At 62.0% G+C, this 16,306-nt stretch carries 14 protein-coding genes; 12 read left to right on the top strand and 2 right to left on the bottom strand.

From position 1 onward, the window contains the following. The 12 genes from nuoE to Q8O96_RS23980 all read left to right on the top strand — a co-directional run bounded on the left by nuoE (position 1) and on the right by Q8O96_RS23980 (position 12,889). Complete coding sequence (gene nuoE, locus Q8O96_RS24035) at positions 1-498, top strand: NADH-quinone oxidoreductase subunit NuoE (RefSeq protein WP_011062188.1); 498 nt, start codon at positions 1-3, stop codon at positions 496-498. Further along, positions 495-1,850, top strand: a complete 1,356-nt coding sequence (nuoF, locus tag Q8O96_RS24030) for an NADH-quinone oxidoreductase subunit NuoF (protein ID WP_011062189.1) — start codon at positions 495-497, stop codon at positions 1,848-1,850. Before nuoE ends, nuoF begins: the two co-directional genes overlap by 4 nt. A 137-nt stretch (positions 1,851-1,987) precedes the next feature. Then, positions 1,988-4,702: an NADH-quinone oxidoreductase subunit NuoG gene (gene nuoG, locus Q8O96_RS24025; RefSeq protein WP_115580498.1), complete on the top strand. Its 2,715-nt coding sequence runs from the start codon at positions 1,988-1,990 to the stop codon at positions 4,700-4,702. Then, positions 4,699-5,706 (top strand): NADH-quinone oxidoreductase subunit NuoH, encoded by a 1,008-nt coding sequence (gene nuoH / locus Q8O96_RS24020; protein WP_102864716.1) that lies wholly within the window; start codon positions 4,699-4,701, stop codon positions 5,704-5,706. The genes nuoG and nuoH overlap by 4 nt, the downstream gene beginning before the upstream one ends. Before the next feature lie 11 nt (positions 5,707-5,717). Next, complete coding sequence (gene nuoI, locus Q8O96_RS24015; RefSeq protein ID WP_003223795.1) at positions 5,718-6,266, top strand: NADH-quinone oxidoreductase subunit NuoI; 549 nt, start codon at positions 5,718-5,720, stop codon at positions 6,264-6,266. Between the two features lie 9 nt (positions 6,267-6,275). Beyond that, positions 6,276-6,776 carry an NADH-quinone oxidoreductase subunit J gene (gene nuoJ / locus Q8O96_RS24010; protein ID WP_102864715.1) on the top strand — a complete coding sequence of 167 codons (501 nt, stop codon included), beginning with the start codon at positions 6,276-6,278 and terminating at the stop codon, positions 6,774-6,776. Between the two features lie 4 nt (positions 6,777-6,780). Next, the gene (gene nuoK / locus Q8O96_RS24005) at positions 6,781-7,104 is read left to right on the top strand and encodes an NADH-quinone oxidoreductase subunit NuoK (RefSeq protein WP_016964784.1); all 324 of its coding nucleotides are present in this window, start codon (positions 6,781-6,783) and stop codon (positions 7,102-7,104) included. Beyond that, positions 7,101-8,954, top strand: a complete 1,854-nt coding sequence (nuoL, locus tag Q8O96_RS24000) for an NADH-quinone oxidoreductase subunit L (RefSeq protein ID WP_102864714.1) — start codon at positions 7,101-7,103, stop codon at positions 8,952-8,954. Before nuoK ends, nuoL begins: the two co-directional genes overlap by 4 nt. Before the next feature lie 39 nt (positions 8,955-8,993). Beyond that, positions 8,994-10,526 (top strand): NADH-quinone oxidoreductase subunit M, encoded by a 1,533-nt coding sequence (nuoM, locus tag Q8O96_RS23995; RefSeq protein ID WP_207166231.1) that lies wholly within the window; start codon positions 8,994-8,996, stop codon positions 10,524-10,526. Positions 10,527-10,533: 7 nt separating this feature from the next. Beyond that, positions 10,534-11,997: an NADH-quinone oxidoreductase subunit NuoN gene (gene nuoN, locus Q8O96_RS23990; protein ID WP_015636299.1), complete on the top strand. Its 1,464-nt coding sequence runs from the start codon at positions 10,534-10,536 to the stop codon at positions 11,995-11,997. Between the two features lie 237 nt (positions 11,998-12,234). Continuing rightward, positions 12,235-12,585, top strand: a complete 351-nt coding sequence (locus Q8O96_RS23985) for a hypothetical protein (protein ID WP_019092839.1) — start codon at positions 12,235-12,237, stop codon at positions 12,583-12,585. Next, complete coding sequence (locus Q8O96_RS23980; RefSeq protein ID WP_102864712.1) at positions 12,572-12,889, top strand: DNA-binding transcriptional regulator; 318 nt, start codon at positions 12,572-12,574, stop codon at positions 12,887-12,889. Before Q8O96_RS23985 ends, Q8O96_RS23980 begins: the two co-directional genes overlap by 14 nt. A 68-nt stretch (positions 12,890-12,957) precedes the next feature. On the opposite strand, the gene cysS is transcribed toward Q8O96_RS23980, so the two are convergent. After that, positions 12,958-14,340, bottom strand: a complete 1,383-nt coding sequence (gene cysS / locus Q8O96_RS23975; protein ID WP_102864711.1) for a cysteine--tRNA ligase — start codon at positions 14,338-14,340, stop codon at positions 12,958-12,960. 18 nt (positions 14,341-14,358) lie between these two features. After that, positions 14,359-16,059, bottom strand: coding sequence for a glutamine--tRNA ligase/YqeY domain fusion protein (locus Q8O96_RS23970; RefSeq protein ID WP_102864710.1), 1,701 nt, complete (start codon positions 16,057-16,059; stop codon positions 14,359-14,361). Between the last annotated feature and the right edge of the window lie 247 nt (positions 16,060-16,306).

Here is a 16,306-nt window from a genome sequence, read left to right as displayed (position 1 = left end):
ATGAACAGCACGCTTATCCAGACAGACCGTTTCGCCCTGAGCGAAACCGAGCGCTCGGCCATCGAGCACGAGATGCATCACTACGAAGACCCGCGCGCGGCGTCGATCGAAGCCCTGAAGATCGTCCAGAAGGAACGTGGCTGGGTGCCGGACGGCGCGGTCTACGCCATCGGCGAGATCCTTGGCATCCCCGCCAGCGACGTTGAAGGCGTCGCGACGTTCTACAGCCAGATCTTCCGTCAGCCAGTGGGCCGCCACATCATTCGCGTCTGCGACAGCATGGTCTGCTACATCGGCGGCCACGAGTCCGTGGTCAGCCAGATTCAGAGCGAGCTGGGCATCGGCCTCGGCCAGACCACCGCCGACGGCCGCTTCACCCTGCTGCCGGTGTGCTGCCTGGGCAACTGCGACAAGGCCCCGGCGCTGATGATCGACGACGACACTTTCGGCGACGTACAGCCTGCTGGCGTGGCCAAACTGTTGGAGGGCTACGTATGACCCTGACCTCTTTCGGCCCTGCGAACCGCATTGCGCGTACCGCAGAAACCCACCCCCTGACCTGGCGTCTGCGTGACGACGGCGAGCCGGTATGGTTCGACGAGTACCAGGCCAAGAACGGTTACGCGGCGGCGCGCAAGGCTTTCGCCGACCTGTCCCAGGACGACATCGTCCAGACCGTCAAGGACGCCGGTCTCAAGGGTCGCGGCGGTGCGGGCTTCCCCACCGGCGTGAAGTGGGGCCTGATGCCCAAAGACGAGTCCATGAACATCCGCTACCTGCTGTGCAACGCGGACGAAATGGAACCCAACACCTGGAAGGACCGCATGCTGATGGAGCAACTGCCCCATCTGCTGATCGAAGGCATGCTGATCAGTGCCCGTGCACTGAAGACCTACCGCGGCTACATCTTCCTGCGCGGCGAATACACCACTGCCGCCAAGCACCTGCGGCGTGCCGTGGAGGAAGCCAAGGCCGCCGGCCTGTTGGGCAAGAACATCCTGGGCAGCGGTTTCGATTTCGAGCTGTTCGTCCACACCGGCGCCGGGCGTTACATCTGCGGTGAAGAAACCGCACTGATCAACTCCCTGGAAGGCCGTCGCGCCAACCCACGCTCCAAGCCGCCCTTCCCTGCTGCCGTAGGCGTGTGGGGCAAGCCGACGTGCGTGAACAACGTCGAGACCCTGTGCAACGTGCCGGCGATCATCGGCGACGGCGTGGAGTGGTACAAATCCCTGGCCCGCGAAGGCAGCGAAGACCACGGCACCAAGCTGATGGGCTTCTCCGGCAAAGTGAAGAACCCTGGCCTGTGGGAGCTGCCCTTCGGCGTAACCGCACGCGAGCTGTTCGAAGACTACGCCGGCGGCATGCGCGACGGCTTCAAGCTCAAGTGCTGGCAGCCCGGCGGCGCCGGTACCGGCTTCCTGCTGCCGGAACACCTGGATGCGCAAATGTACGCTGGCGGCATCGCCAAAGTGGGCACCCGCATGGGTACCGGCCTGGCCATGGCGGTGGACGACAGCATCAACATGGTGTCGCTGCTGCGCAACATGGAGCAATTCTTCGCACGTGAATCCTGCGGCTTCTGCACCCCTTGCCGTGACGGCCTGCCATGGAGCGTCAAGCTGCTGATGGCCCTGGAAAAAGGCCAGGGCCAGCAGGGCGACATCGAGACCCTGCTGGGTCTGGTGGGGTTCCTCGGCCCAGGCAAGACCTTCTGTGCTCACGCACCGGGTGCCGTGGAGCCTTTGGGCAGTGCCATCAAGTATTTCCGTCCAGAGTTCGAAGCCGGCATCGCGCCCACCAGCGCCGCCGTCCCGCCTCTGGCCCGACCGATCGTAGTCGGCGCGTAACGCTTAGATGAGGGCGCAGGGTCCGTGCCCTGCGCTCGACGTGCGATGACGCCGTGAACGGCTGTGTTGATTCGCACGCATAACAAGATTCCATTAGCCACGCCCGCTGACACCGGGCCAACGAAGAACTTTGAACCATGGCCACTATCCACGTAGACGGCAAAGCGCTCGAAGTCGATGGGGCGGACAACCTGTTACAGGCTTGTCTGTCACTAGGCCTCGACATCCCTTATTTCTGCTGGCACCCCGCTCTCGGTAGCGTTGGTGCCTGTCGCCAGTGCGCGGTCAAGCAGTACACCGACGAGAACGACACCCGTGGTCGTATCGTCATGTCCTGCATGACCCCAGCCACTGACAACACCTGGATCTCCATCGACGATGAAGAATCCAAGGCCTTCCGCGCCAGCGTTGTCGAATGGCTGATGACCAACCACCCCCACGACTGCCCGGTCTGTGAGGAAGGCGGTCACTGCCACCTGCAAGACATGACGGTGATGACCGGCCACAACGAGCGCCGTTATCGCTTCACCAAGCGCACCCACCAGAACCAGGACCTCGGCCCGTTCATTTCCCACGAAATGAACCGCTGCATCGCCTGCTATCGCTGCGTGCGCTTCTACAAGGACTACGCCGGCGGCACCGACCTGGGCGTCTACGGCGCCCACGACAACGTGTACTTCGGTCGTGTTGAAGACGGCACCCTGGAAAGCGAGTTCTCCGGCAACCTCACCGAGGTCTGCCCGACCGGTGTGTTCACCGACAAGACTCACTCCGAGCGCTACAACCGCAAGTGGGACATGCAGTTCTCGCCGAGCATCTGCCATGGCTGCTCCAGCGGTTGCAACATCTCCCCGGGTGAGCGCTACGGCGAGCTGCGGCGCATCGAGAACCGCTACAACGGTTCGGTGAACCAGTATTTCCTCTGCGACCGTGGCCGTTTCGGCTACGGCTACGTCAACCGCAAGGACCGTCCGCGCCAGCCACGACTGGCCGATGGCACCCAGCTGACTCTGGACCAGGCCCTGGACCAGGCGGCCGACCTGCTGCGCGGTCGCAACATCGTCGGTATCGGCTCGCCTCGCGCCAGCCTGGAAAGCAACTACGCCCTGCGTGAGCTGGTCGGTGCCGAGCACTTCTACAGTGGTATCGAAGCTTCCGAACTGGAGCGCATCCGCCTGGTTCTGCAGGTGCTGAACGACAGTCCGCTGCCGGTTCCGAACATGCGCGAGATCGAAGACCACGATGCCATCTTCGTCCTTGGCGAAGACCTGACCCAAACCGCCGCACGCATGGCCCTGGCCCTGCGCCAGTCGGTCAAGGGCAAGGCAGAGGAAATGGCCGACGCCATGCGCGTCCAGCCTTGGCTCGACGCCGCCGTGAAGAACATCGGCCAGCACGCGCTGAACCCGCTGTTCATTGCCAGCCTGGCTGAAACCAAGCTCGACGACGTCGCCGAGGAGTGTGTACACGCCGCTCCGGACGACCTGGCGCGCATCGGTTTCGCCGTGGCCCACGCCATCGACGCCAGCGCCCCTGCCGTGGAAGGCCTGGACAGCGAAGCCCTGGAACTGGCCAAGCGTATTGCCGACGCTCTGCTGGCGGCCAAGCGCCCACTGATCATTTCCGGTACATCCCTGGGCTCCAAGGCGCTGATCGAAGCTGCAGCGAACATCGCCAAAGCCTTGAAGCTGCGCGACAAAGCCGGCTCCATCAGCCTGATCGTGCCAGAGGCCAACAGCCTCGGCCTGGCCATGCTCGGTGGCGAATCCGTGGACGCGGCCCTGCAGGCGGTGATCGACGGTAAGGCCGACGCCATCGTGGTCCTGGAAAACGACCTGTACACCCGCACCGACGCAGCCAAGGTGGATGCCGCACTGAACGCGGCGAAGGTGGTGATCGTTGCCGATCATCAACAGACCGCCACCGTGGAGCGCGCGCATCTGGTGCTGTCGGCGGCCAGCTTCGCCGAAGGCGACGGCACCCTGGTCAGCCAGGAAGGTCGCGCCCAGCGCTTCTTCCAGGTCTTCGATCCGACCTACCTGGATGCCAGCATCATGGTCCACGAAGGCTGGCGCTGGCTGCATGCGCTGCGCAGCACTCTGCTGAACAAGCCGGTGGACTGGACCCAGCTGGACCACGTGACCGCTGCCTGCGCCGCGAGCACCCCGCAACTGGCTTCCATCATCGACGCGGCACCTTCCGCAGCGTTCCGTATCAAAGGCCTGAAACTGGCCCGCGAACCGCTGCGCTACAGCGGCCGTACCGCCATGCGCGCCAACCAGAGCGTGCATGAACCGCGCACCCCGCAAGACCCGGATACCGCCTTCGCCTACTCCATGGAAGGTTACTCGGGCTCCGCCGAACCGCGCTCGCAAGTGCCGTTCGCCTGGTCGCCGGGCTGGAACTCACCGCAAGCCTGGAACAAGTTCCAGGACGAAGTCGGCGGCCATCTGCGTGCCGGTGATCCGGGTACTCGCCTGATCGAAAGCCAGGGCGACCGTCTCAACTGGTTCGCCAGCGTACCGCGGGCCTTCTCTCCGGCTCAGGGCACCTGGCAAGCGGTGCCGTTCTATCACCTGTTCGGCAGCGAAGAGAACTCTTCGAAAGCCGCTCCGGTACAGGAACGCATTCCGGCGGCCTACGTGGCCCTGGCCAAGTCCGAAGCCGATCGCCTGGGTGTCAACGACGGTGCCCTGCTCGCGGTGAACGTAGCCGGCCAGACCCTGCGTCTGCCACTGCGCATCAACGAAGAGCTGGGTGCTGGCCTGGTGGGCCTGCCTGCCGGTCTGGCGGGGATTCCTCCGGCGTTCTTTGGCAAATCCGTTGACGGTCTGCAGGAGGCGGCGCAATGAGTTGGTTTACCCCTGAAGTGATCGACGTGATCCTGACGGTCGTCAAGGCCGTCGTGATCCTGCTGGCGGTGGTCATCGCCGGTGCGCTGCTGAGCTTCGTCGAACGTCGCCTGCTGGGCTGGTGGCAGGACCGTTACGGTCCGAACCGCGTTGGCCCGTTCGGCATGTTCCAGATCGCCGCCGACATGCTGAAGATGTTCTTCAAGGAAGACTGGACCCCGCCGTTTGCCGACAAGGTGATCTTCACCCTGGCACCGGTGGTCGCCATGTCTGCCCTGCTGATCGCCTTCGCGATCATCCCGATCACCCCAACCTGGGGCGTCGCGGACCTGAACATCGGCCTGCTGTTCTTCTTCGCCATGGCTGGCCTGTCGGTCTACGCGGTGCTGTTCGCCGGCTGGTCGAGTAACAACAAGTTCGCCCTGCTGGGCAGCTTGCGGGCCTCGGCCCAGACCGTGTCCTACGAAGTGTTCATGGGCCTGGCGCTGATGGGCATCGTGGCTCAGGTCGGTTCCTTCAACATGCGCGACATCGTCGAGTACCAGGCGCAGAACCTGTGGTTCATCATTCCGCAGTTCTTCGGCTTCTGTACCTTCTTCATCGCTGGCGTGGCCGTGACTCACCGTCACCCCTTCGACCAGCCGGAAGCGGAGCAGGAACTGGCCGACGGTTACCACATTGAATACGCCGGCATGAAATGGGGCATGTTCTTCGTTGGTGAGTACATCGGCATCATCTTGATCTCGGCACTGTTGGTCACCCTGTTCTTCGGTGGCTGGCACGGTCCGTTCGGCATCCTGCCGCAACTGTCCTTCGTCTGGTTCGCCCTGAAGACCGCGTTCTTCATCATGCTGTTCATCCTGCTGCGCGCCTCTATTCCGCGCCCGCGTTATGACCAGGTGATGGACTTCAGCTGGAAATTCTGCCTGCCGCTGACCCTGATCAATTTGCTGGTGACCGCTGCGCTTGTGTTGTTGAACACGCCTGCGGGCGCGGTTCAGTGAGGATTTGACCCATGTTCAAATATATTGGCGACATCGTTAAGGGTACTGGTACCCAGTTGCGCAGCCTGGTGATGGTGTTCGGTCACGGCTTTCGCAAACGCGACACCCTGCAATACCCCGAAGAGCCGGTGTACCTGCCGCCACGCTACCGTGGCCGTATCGTCCTGACTCGCGACCCCGATGGCGAAGAGCGTTGCGTAGCCTGCAACCTGTGCGCCGTGGCCTGCCCTGTGGGTTGCATCTCGCTGCAGAAAGCTGAAACCGAAGACGGTCGCTGGTACCCGGACTTCTTCCGCATCAACTTCTCACGCTGCATTTTCTGCGGTCTCTGCGAGGAAGCCTGTCCGACCACCGCAATCCAGCTGACACCGGATTTCGAGATGGCCGAGTTCAAACGTCAGGACCTGGTTTACGAGAAAGAGGATCTCCTGATCTCCGGTCCCGGAAAGAACCCTGACTACAACTTCTATCGTGTTGCAGGTATGGCCATTGCCGGTAAGCCAAAAGGCTCCGCGCAGAATGAAGCCGAGCCGATCAACGTGAAGAGCTTGCTGCCTTAAGGAAGAACGATGGAATTCGCTTTCTATTTCGCATCAGGTGTTGCCGTTGTTTCCACGCTGCGCGTGGTCACCAACACCAACCCTGTGCACGCCCTGCTCTACCTGATCATTTCGTTGATCGCCGTGGCCATGACCTTCTTCAGCCTCGGCGCACCGTTCGCCGGTGCCCTGGAAGTGATCGCCTACGCCGGCGCCATCATGGTGCTGTTCGTGTTCGTGGTGATGATGCTCAACCTCGGCCCGGCCGCGGCCCAGCAAGAGCGCATCTGGCTCACGCCCGGCATCTGGATCGGCCCGGTGATTCTCGCCGCCCTGCTGCTGGCTGAACTGCTGTACGTATTGTTCAGCCACCAGAGCGGTGCCGGTATCGGTCAAACCACCGTCGACGCCAAGGCCGTGGGCATCAGCCTGTTCGGCCCTTACCTGCTGGTGGTCGAACTCGCCTCGATGCTGCTGCTCGCCGCAGCCGTCACGGCGTTCCACTTGGGCCGCAACGAGGCGAAGGAGTAACACGATGCCTACTATCCCTCTCGGTACTATCCCGATGGAACATGGCCTGGCAGTTGCCGGCATCCTGTTCTGCCTCGGTCTGGTCGGCCTGATGGTCCGCCGTAACATCCTCTTCGTATTGATGAGCCTGGAAGTGATGATGAACGCCTCGGCATTGGCCTTCATCGTTGCGGGCGCCCGCTGGGCGCAACCGGATGGACAAGTGATGTTCATCCTGGTGATCAGCCTGGCAGCCGCCGAGGCCAGTATTGGCCTGGCGATCCTGCTGCAGCTGTACCGCCGCTTCCACACTCTCGATATCGATGCAGCCAGCGAGATGCGCGGATGAACCTTCTCTTTCTGACTTTCGTATTCCCCCTGATCGGTTTCCTGCTGCTGTCGTTCTCCCGGGGACGCCTCTCGGAAAACCTCTCGGCCCTGATCGGCGTCGGCTCCATTGGCCTATCGGCCATCGTGGCCGCCTACGTGATCTGGCAATTCAACGTCGCGCCGCCCGAGGGTGGTCACTACACCCAGGTGCTGTGGCAGTGGATGTCGGTGGACGGTTTCGCGCCGAACTTCGCCCTGTACCTGGATGGTCTGTCCGTGACCATGCTGGGTGTGGTGGTGGGCGTGGGCTTTTTGATCCACCTGTTCGCGTCCTGGTACATGCGCGGTGAAGCCGGCTACTCGCGCTTCTTCGCCTACACCAACCTGTTTATCGCCAGCATGCTGTTCCTGGTGCTGGGCGATAACCTGTTGTTCCTGTACTTCGGCTGGGAAGGCGTGGGCCTGTGCTCCTACCTGTTGATCGGTTTCTACTACAGCAACCGCAACAACGGTAACGCCGCACTCAAGGCCTTTATCGTCACCCGTATCGGCGACGTGTTCATGGCCATCGGCCTGTTCATTCTGTTCCAACAGGTGGGCACGCTGAACGTCCAGGAACTGCTGGTGCTGGCACCGCAGAAATTCCAGGCCGGCGACTTCTGGATCACCCTGGCGACCCTGATGCTGCTGGGCGGCGCCGTGGGCAAATCCGCACAACTGCCGCTGCAGACCTGGTTGGCGGACGCGATGGCCGGTCCGACCCCGGTTTCGGCACTGATCCACGCCGCGACCATGGTCACCGCCGGCGTCTACCTGATCGCCCGTACTCACGGTCTGTTCACCCTGGCGCCGGAAATCCTGCACCTGGTGGGCCTGGTGGGTGGCGTGACCCTGGTACTGGCCGGCTTCGCCGCGCTGGTGCAGACCGACATCAAGCGGATCCTCGCCTACTCCACCATGAGCCAGATCGGCTACATGTTCCTGGCCCTGGGCGTTGGCGCCTGGGACGGTGCGATCTTCCACCTGATGACCCACGCCTTCTTCAAGGCCCTGCTGTTCCTGGCTTCCGGTGCGGTGATCGTTGCCTGCCACCACGAGCAGAACATCTTCAAAATGGGCGGCCTGTGGAAGAAGTTGCCTCTGGCCTACGCCAGCTTCATCGTCGGTGGTGCAGCCCTGGCGGCCCTGCCTCTGGTGACCGCGGGCTTCTATTCCAAGGACGAGATCCTCTGGGAAGCCTTCGCCAGCGGCAACCACGGCCTGCTGTACGCCGGCCTGGTGGGTGCGTTCATGACCTCGCTGTATACCTTCCGCCTGATCTTCATCACCTTCCACGGTGAAGCCAAGACCGAAGCCCACGCCGGCCACGGGATTTCCCACTGGCTGCCGCTGGTGGTGCTGATCGTGCTGTCCACCGGGATCGGCGCGATGATCACTCCGCCCCTGCATGGTGTACTGCCGCTGAGCGTCGGTCATGCCGGTGGCGAAGCCAAGCACAGCCTGGAAATCGCCTCGGGCGCCATCGCCCTGGCCGGTATCCTGCTGGCCGCCCTGTTGTTCCTTGGCAAGCGTCGCGTTGTGACCGCCATCGCCAACAGCGGCATCGGGCGTCTGCTCTCGGCCTGGTGGTTCGCCGCCTGGGGCTTCGACTGGATCTACGACAAACTGTTCGTCAAGCCATACCTGGCCATCAGCCATGTACTGCGCAAGGACCCGCTCGATCAGACCATCGGTTTGATCCCGCGTATGGCCAAAGGGGGTCACAACTCCCTGAGCCGTACCGAGACCGGTCAACTGCGTTGGTACGCCGCCTCGATGGCAGCCGGTGCCGTGCTGGTCATCGGCGCCATTGTGCTGGTAGCGGTCTGATATGAACCTTGCGAACTTGCGAAAGGAATTGAGCCCGTCATGATTCTGCCTTGGCTAATCCTGATCCCCTTCATCGGCGGCCTGCTGTGCTGGCTGGGTGAGCGCTTCGGCGCCACCCTCCCCCGCTGGATTGCGCTGTTGACCATGACCCTGGAACTCGCTCTCGGCCTCTGGCTGTGGGCCCACGGTAACTATTCATATGCTCCGGCGCCTGGCGCCGATCCGACTTGGGCCATCGAGTTCAAGCATGTCTGGATCGAGCGCTTCGGCATCAACGTGCACCTGGCCCTGGACGGTCTGTCGCTGTTGATGATCCTGCTGACCGGCCTGCTGGGTATCCTCTCGGTACTCTGCTCCTGGAAAGAGATTCAGCGTCACGTGGGCTTCTTCCACCTGAACCTGATGTGGATCCTGGGCGGTGTGGTCGGCGTGTTCCTCGCGCTGGACCTGTTCATGTTCTTCTTCTTCTGGGAAATGATGCTGGTGCCGATGTACTTCCTCATCGCGCTCTGGGGTCACAGCTCGGCAGACGGCAAGAAAACCCGGATTTACGCAGCAACCAAGTTCTTCATCTTCACTCAGGCTTCCGGCCTGATCATGCTGGTGGCGATCCTGGGCCTGGTGCTGGTCAACTTCAACAACACCGGGGTGATCACCTTCGATTACGCCCAGCTGCTGAAGACCAAGATGTCCACCGCCACCGAGTACATCCTGATGCTCGGCTTCTTCATCGCCTTCGCGGTGAAGCTGCCGGTGGTGCCGTTCCACTCCTGGCTGCCTGACGCTCACGCCCAGGCACCGACCGCCGGTTCCGTGGACCTGGCGGGTATCCTGTTGAAGACGGCGGCCTATGGCCTGCTGCGTTTCGCCCTGCCGCTGTTCCCCAATGCTTCGGCAGAGTTCGCACCGATCGCCATGACCCTGGGTCTGATCGGCATCTTCTACGGCGCCTTCCTGGCCTTCGCCCAGACCGACATCAAGCGTCTGATCGCCTTCTCCAGCGTTTCCCACATGGGCTTCGTGCTGATCGGGATCTACTCCGGCAGCCAGCAGGCCCTGCAGGGCGCGGTGATCCAGATGCTGGCCCACGGTGTTTCGGCAGCCGCGCTGTTTATCCTCAGCGGCCAGTTGTACGAACGCACCCATACCCGCGACATGCGTGAAATGGGCGGCCTGTGGTCGCGTATCGCCTACCTGCCGGCCATCAGCCTGTTCTTTGCAGCCGCCTCTCTCGGCCTGCCGGGCACCGGCAACTTCGTCGGCGAGTTCCTGATCCTGATCGGCACCTTCGTCAGCGCGCCATGGATCACTGCGATCGCGACGTCCGGCCTGGTGTTCGGCTCGGTCTACTCGCTGATCATGATCCACCGTGCCTACTTCGGCCCGTCCAAGTCGGACGCGGTACTGCACGGCATGGATGCTCGCGAACTGATCATGGTGCTGGGACTGGCGGTACTGCTGATCTACATCGGCGTGTACCCGCAACCGTTCCTCGATACCTCTGCCGCCACCATGCATGGCGTGCAGCAATGGCTCAGCACCGCCTTCACTCAACTCGCTTCGGCCCGGTAAGAGCGCTATGGACTTTACGATTCAACACTTTATAGCCCTGGCGCCGCTGCTGATCACCAGCGCCACCCTTGTGGTGGTGATGCTGGCGATCGCCTGGCGGCGCAACCACGCCCAGACCTTCCTGCTGTCGGTGGCCGGTCTGAACCTGGCATTGCTGTCGATTTTCCCGGTGCTGAAAGTGGCACCGCTGGCAGTGACCCCGCTGTTGCAGATCGACCAGTTCGCCTGCCTGTACATGGCCCTGATCCTGGTGGCCACCTTGGCCTGCGTCACCCTGGCCCACGCCTACCTGGGCGACGGCAGCAGCGGTTACCCGGGCAACCGAGAAGAGCTGTACCTGCTGATCCTGCTGGCCGCCGCCGGTGGTCTGGTACTGGTCAGCGCGCAGAACCTGGCCGGCCTGTTCATCGGCCTGGAGCTGCTTTCGGTACCGGTCTACGGCCTGGTGGCCTATGCCTTCTTCAACAAGCGCTCCCTGGAAGCCGGCATCAAGTACATGGTGCTGTCGGCCGCCGGTTCGGGCTTCCTGTTGTTCGGCATGGCCTTGCTCTACGCAGAAGCCGGCAGCCTGAGCTTCAGCGGTATCGGTCAAGCCCTGGCCGCCACTGGGCTGCCAAGCCCGCTGGCGCAACTGGGCCTGGGCATGATGCTGATCGGCCTGGCCTTCAAACTGTCGCTGGTGCCTTTCCACCTGTGGACTCCGGACGTCTACGAAGGCGCCCCGGCCCCGGTCGCCGCCTTCCTGGCCACCGCCAGCAAGGTAGCGGTGTTCGCGGTACTGGTGCGTCTGTTCCAGCTGTCGCCAGTGGCCAGCAGCGGTGTCCTGAGCAACGTGCTGACCGTGATCGCCATCGCCTCGATCCTGGTGGGCAACCTGTTGGCGCTGACCCAGAGCAACCTCAAGCGTCTGCTGGGTTACTCGTCCATCGCTCACTTCGGCTACCTGCTGATCGCCCTGGTGGCGAGCAAGGGCCTGGCCATGGAAGCCATCGGCGTGTACCTGGTCACCTACGTGATCACCAGCCTTGGCGCCTTCGGTGTGATCACCCTGATGTCTTCGCCGTACAAAGGCCGTGATGCCGACGCCCTGTACGAGTACCGCGGCCTGTTCTGGCGCCGTCCGTACCTGACCGCCGTCCTCACCGTGATGATGCTGTCCCTGGCCGGTATCCCGCTGACCGCAGGCTTCATCGGCAAGTTCTACATCATCGCTACCGGTGTCGAAGCGCACCAATGGTGGCTGGTCGGTTCTCTGGTCATGGGCAGCGCCATCGGCGTCTTCTACTACCTGCGAGTGATGGTCACCCTGTACCTGATCGAGCCGAACCTGCGTCGCGTCGATGCCCAACTGCACTGGGAACAGAAAGCCGGTGGCGTCATGCTGCTGGCCATCGCGGTCCTGGCGTTCTTCCTCGGCGTATACCCACAGCCGCTGCTGACCCTGGTCCAGCACTCCGGCCTGGCGGGTTGATCGCTTAGGTTTCAACGTAACAAACAGAACGGCACCTTCGGGTGCCGTTATGCATTTCAGGGCCCTGCCCTCCCCTCTTCCCAGCGAAACTCGGAATCGCCCTTCCTGTCACGTCGGCCCGCTCCGACATTCAGCCCAATGCCGCAGGCATAGACTGTTGCCAGATCAAACGCGGCGCTCAGCGGGCCTTGACCAAAGCTGCAGCGTCATCCAGTCTATACGCAGGAAGCGTATGAAATGAATGCTCTGTTTATTGAACTACCGGCATTTGCACGATACCGAAAGGACTTCCTTGACGACGAGCTGTTCTGCGAACTGCAGATCGAGTTGCTGCGCCACCCGCACGCAGGGGTTCTGATTCAGGGCACTGGCGGCTTGCGCAAGATGCGTTTTGTCGATGAGCGACGCAACAAGGGCAGGCGTGGCGGGCTGAGGGTGATCTATTACTGGTGGTCCGGAGGGGCGCAGTTCTGGCTCTTCACCCTGTTCGACAAGGAGCAGATGGACGACCTGCTACCGCAGCAGCGACAACAGCTCAAACAACTGCTGGAACGTGAAATCGAGGCCAGAAGACATGACCAAACGTGACATCTTTTCCGAACTGGTAGAAGGCATCGACGCCCTCACCCAGGAACGCCAGGGCAAGATCACCCTGCGCAGCCATAAAGTGAAGCTGGACAAACTGCCCCCCATCACTGCCACCGAGGTGATGAACATCCGCCAGCAACTCAACCTCTCGCGCTCAGTATTCGCCATGTACCTGCGGACCAACACCCGTACCCTGGAAAACTGGGAACAAGGCCGCGCCACACCCAACGCCCAGGCCACGACCTTGATGCGCCTGGTGGAACGCTACCCGGACACAGTGGAGCGCCTCGCCTCGCTGGCCTGATCCGGCACTGTTCGAAGGGCAACAAAAAACCCGCACCAGGCGGGTTTCTTGTTGCAGCAAACGCCAGCTTAGTCAGCCAGGCGCCAGGTCGTACCGCCCTTGCCGTCTTCCAGAATCACGCCCATGGCGGTGATCTGATCGCGAATACGGTCGGACTCAGCCCAATCCTTGTTGGCACGGGCTGCCAGACGGGCCTGGATCAGCGCCTCGACCTGTGCCCCATCGACCCGACCTTCAGCACCGGCCTGCAGGAAGTCATCGGCTTCCAGTTGCAGCACGCCCAGCACGCTGGCCAGCTCTTTCAGACGCGCTGCCAGACCCGCCGCCGCATCGATATCGCTCTCACGCAGGCGGTTGATCTCACGCACCATCTCGAACAGTACGGCACAGGCTTCCGGAGTACCGAAGTCGTCGTTCATCACCTGGGTGAAACGTTCGACGAAGACTTCGCCACCGGCCGGAGCGACCTTTGGCAGACCCTTGAGCGCGTGATAGAAACGCTCCAGCGCGCCCTTGGCGTCCTTGAGGTTGTCTTCCGAGTAGTTGATGGCGCTGCGGTAGTGGCTGGCCACCAGCAGGTAACGCACCACTTCCGGATGGTACTTGTCGAGCACGTCGCGAATGGTGAAGAAGTTGTTCAAGGACTTGGACATCTTCTCGCCATTGATGCGGATCATGCCGCAGTGCATCCAGGCATTGGCGTAGGTCTTGCCGGTCGCCGCCTCGCTCTGGGCAATCTCGTTCTCGTGGTGCGGGAACTCCAGATCGCTGCCACCGCCGTGAATGTCGAAGGTCTCACCCAGGCAGCAGGTGGACATCACCGAGCACTCGATATGCCAGCCCGGACGACCAGCCCCCCACGGCGACTCCCAGCTCGGCTCGCCCGGCTTGGCGGCTTTCCACAGCACGAAGTCCAGCGGGTCCTGCTTCGACTCATCCACTTCGATCCGCGCACCGATGCGCAGGTCTTCGATCTTCTTGCGCGACAGCTTGCCATAGCCCATGAACTTACCGACGCGGTAGTACACGTCGCCATTGCCCGGAGCGTAGGCATAACCCTTGTCGATCAGGGTCTGGATCATCGCGTGCATGCCAGGGATATGGTCGGTGGCCCGCGGTTCCATGTCCGGCTTGCGGATATTCAGCCGCGCCTCGTCCTCGTGCATCGCCGCGATCATACGCTCGGTCAAGGCCTCGAAGGACTCACCGTTCTCATTGGCACGATTGATGATCTTGTCATCGATATCGGTGATGTTGCGCACGTACGTCAGGTCATAACCGCTGAAACGCAGCCAGCGGGTAATCAGGTCGAAGGCCACCATGCTGCGGCCGTGCCCAAGGTGGCAATAGTCGTACACGGTCATGCCGCACACGTACATGCGCACCTTGTTGCCATCCAAAGGCTTGAAGACTTCTTTGCTCTTGGTGAGCGTGTTGTAGATCGTTAGCACGTTAGTTCCTTGACTGAATCACTGACCCCAGGAGTCGCGCAGGGTCACGGTACGGTTGAATACCGGAGCACCGGGTTTCGAGTCCTTGATATCCGCGCAGAAGTAGCCTTCGCGCTCGAACTGGAAACGGTCTTCCGGCTGTGCGTTGCCCAGCGAGGGTTCGGCACGACAACCAGTGAGCACTTGCAGGGAGTCAGGGTTGATGTTGTCCAGGAAACTCGCGCTGTCCTCGGCCTTCTCCGGGTTCGGAGAACGGAACAGACGATCGTACAGGCGCACTTCGCACTCGACGCTGGCGGCAGCCGGCACCCAGTGGATCACGCCCTTGACCTTGCGGCCTTCAGGGTTCTTGCCCAGGGTGTCCGGATCGTAGGAGCAACGCAGCTCGACGATATTGCCCTCGGCATCCTTGATCGCTTCGTCGGCACGGATCACGTAGCTGCCGCGCAGCCGCACTTCACCGTTGGGCTCCAGGCGCTTGTAGCCCTTTGGCGGCTCTTCCATGAAGTCATCACGGTCGATGTAGATTTCACGGGCGAACGGCAGCTTGCGCACGCCCAGTTCTTCTTTCTGCGGATGACGCGGCAGTTCGAGGTTCTCGACCTGGTCTTCCGGGTAGTTGGTGATCACGACTTTCAACGGACGCAGCACGCACATGGCGCGCGGGGCATTCGCGTCGAGGTCCTGGCGGATGCTGAATTCCAGCATGCCGTAATCGACTACGCCGTCGGAGCGGTTGGTGCCAACCATCTCGCAGAAGTTGCGGATCGATGCCGGGGTGTAGCCGCGGCGGCGGAAGCCCGACAGGGTCGACATGCGCGGGTCGTCCCAACCATTCACGTGCTGCTCGTCCACCAGTTGCTTGAGCTTGCGCTTGCTGGTGATGGTGTAGTTCAGGTTCAGGCGGCTGAATTCGTACTGACGCGGGTGCGCCGGCACCGGCAAGTGCTCTAGGAACCATTCGTACAGCGGACGGTGGCTTTCGAATTCCAGGGTGCAGATCGAATGGGTGATGCCTTCGATGGCGTCCGACTGACCGTGGGTGAAGTCGTAGTTGGGGTAGATGCACCACTTGTCACCGGTCTGGTGGTGATGGGCATGGCGGATGCGATACATGATCGGGTCGCGCAGGTTCATGTTCGGCGAGGCCATGTCGATCTTGGCCCGCAGCACCCGTGCACCGTCCGGGAATTCGCCGGCACGCATGCGGGCAAACCAGTCCAGGTTCTCTTCAACCGAACGCTCGCGGAACGGGCTGTTCTTGCCCGCTTCGGTGAGGCTACCGCGGTACTCCCTGGCTTGCTCGGGAGTCAGGTCGCAGACGTAGGCCTTGCCTGCCTTGATCAGTTCCACGGCCCAGTCGTGCAGTTGGTCGAAATATTGCGAGGCATAGCGCACTTCACCGGACCACTCAAAGCCCAGCCACTTGACGTCGCTTTCGATGGCGTCGATGTACTCCTGGTCTTCCTTGGCCGGGTTGGTGTCGTCAAAGCGCAGGTGGGTGACACCACCGAACTCCTGAGCCAGGCCGAAATTCACGCAGATCGACTTGGCGTGACCGATGTGCAGGTAACCGTTGGGCTCCGGAGGGAAGCGGGTCACGATCTGTGTGTGCTTACCCGAGTCCAGGTCCGCCTGGATGATCGGGCGCAGGAAGTTGACCGGTACGGCCGGTCCAGTCTTGGAATTCGAGGTAGGGTCGACAGTGGGCTTGCTCATAGGATCCTTGAACGTACAAGTGCGCGGCCGGGTGCGGCCTGATAAATCAAAACGAGTATCATAGCCGATGCTGTCAAGTGCCTGACAGAGCGCAGCTTTAAAACTGCGGCTATTAATAGCGTGCAAGTGAAAAAACAGCCTCGAAATTCATGGCGGTCACGCTAAACTGCGCTCCTTGGCTGCAGGATGGCCAAATCGGTGCGGACCGCATGCGTGCCCCGCCACCCAGGATTTTCTTGAAAACGCT

The sequence above is a fragment of the Pseudomonas sp. LPH60 genome (genome assembly GCF_030718165.1).
Lineage (GTDB): Bacteria > Pseudomonadota > Gammaproteobacteria > Pseudomonadales > Pseudomonadaceae > Aquipseudomonas > Aquipseudomonas danubii.
This window is presented reverse-complemented; position numbering and strand designations above follow the sequence as displayed.